Origin of the sequence: Arthrobacter sp. HMWF013 (genome assembly GCF_003061105.1) — a bacterium.
GTDB lineage: Bacteria > Actinomycetota > Actinomycetes > Actinomycetales > Micrococcaceae > Arthrobacter.
This window is the reverse complement of the sequence record NZ_QAIQ01000568.1, coordinates 1-1711: the sequence shown is the minus strand read 5'-3', so window position 1 is coordinate 1711 and position 1711 is coordinate 1. Positions and strand designations below refer to the sequence as shown.

General features: G+C 64.6%; 1 protein-coding gene and 1 pseudogene. One reads left to right on the top strand and one right to left on the bottom strand.

The features are described 5' to 3' along the window. A pseudogene (locus DBR22_RS24815) lies at positions 1–226 on the top strand (squalene cyclase); the annotation flags it as partial. Between the two features lie 35 nt (positions 227–261). On the opposite strand, the gene DBR22_RS19390 reads toward DBR22_RS24815, so the two are convergent. Beyond that, the coding region (locus tag DBR22_RS19390; RefSeq protein WP_108600348.1) for an LGFP repeat-containing protein at positions 262–1711 on the bottom strand (1450 nt) is incomplete at its 5' end.

Genomic DNA, 1711 nt, shown 5'->3' with positions numbered 1-1711 from the left:
CGACGGCGGCGGGCCGGACCCGCGTTTGGCCGCGGCCATCGACGTGGTCCGGTCAGGCCGGGAGGCGGACGGGACGTGGCTGCAGGAGCGGCGCTATCCCGGACGCGTGTGGTTCGAGGTGGACGTGCCCCCTGGCGAACCGTCAAAGTGGCTGACGTTCCAGGGGACCCGCGTGCTGGACTGGTGGGACCGCGCAGTTCCCGGCTCAGCCGGGTGGGGCGCCTGAGGCCGGGCCGCTCGTCCTTACGACCAAATGATTCCTTAGAACAAAGTGATGGTGTGGCCTCTCGGGCTCAGGTTGATGATGCCGCCCTGATAGTTCTGGGCCACGCCTCCATTGGGGGTCGCGTATTCCTCACTGGTGGGGTAGCCGAGGCGGCCTGATTCGTACCCTGTGGAGGCCCAGATGGTGCGGATGCCGCCAACGGAGAGGTGCGGCCCGGTGGCCGGTGAATGGATGATCGCGCCGCCCTGGTAGTTCTGGAACACTCCGCCGTTCCGGAGCCCGCCCACTTCGTCGCTGACCGGGTATCCGAGCCTGCCGTTTTCGTACCCTGACTCCGCCCATTTGCCGCGGATGGCCCCCACGGAGATGCGGGCTCCTGTTGCGGGCGAGTAGATGATGGCGCCGCCCTGGTAGTTCTGGAAGACCCCGCCATCCCTGAGCCCGCCCACCTCGTCGGTGACCGGGTATCCGAGCCTGCCGTTTTCATACCCTGTCTGCGCCCACTTTCCACGGATCGCCCCCAGGGAGACGTGGGCCCCTGTTGCCGGCGAGTAGAGGATGCACCCGCGTTGAAAACACTGGAACCCGCCGTTGTCCTTGAGCCCGTACACCTCTGCCGTGGTGGCTGCTCCCAGGGCACCATTCAGGGACGCTGCTTTGGCCGCAATGGGGCTCTGCCCGGTTCTGAGATCTATATAGGCGTGCCAGTACCGGGCGTTGGTCCTCGCGGCCGCCAACACCACCAGGCCGGTCTGGCCGGTCACATTTTGTTTCGTTGATGTGGGGTCGTTGGTGTCCTTGTCGGTACTGCTTCTGATGATGGGAGTGCCGGCGCCGGGCGGGAAGGAAACGTTGTCGATCGGCGACTTCTTGTAATAGACGGTGCCGCCCTCCTCCGGCGCGACCGCAAACATCCAGACCTGACGGTGCTCCTCGTCGATCATGACCATGGGCCGGGTGTGGGCGTCCTCGACAGCGCCGAACGGCGCGCTGGTCCATTGACCCTTACCATCGCGCACCAGGAGCGCCGCAAACGTTTGACCGGCTTGCTGGGCGGCCGTCTTGATCGCTGCGTAGAGGCGGCCGCTGCCGTCGCTTGTCAATTGCCTGAGGTTCAGGTGATCGTTCGCGCATCCCCCGGTGCAGTTGTTTCCCCCGCCGTAGGCGGTCTCTGTCTGCCACGAGTTCTCTGGCTGACCGTCCTGGTGTATGGCCAGGTAAAACCTCTTATGCTCCGGCCGCTGATTGCTCCACATGATGGCGATCTTGTCGCCCTGGAACGACGTGACTGCGGAGATATCGTCGTGGTGCACCTGGGCGTTGGTTGTCGGGAGGACGAACGGAGTCCCCCACGCTGTGTCGCTCGTCGTTGAGTGGTTGATGTAGACACGGTTGCTGTTGTCGGCGGAGACGACCGTGTAGGTGACCCACAGCTTACCGACGGAGTCTTTGGCCACCGTGATGGATTCCGTGCTCCCACTGTGA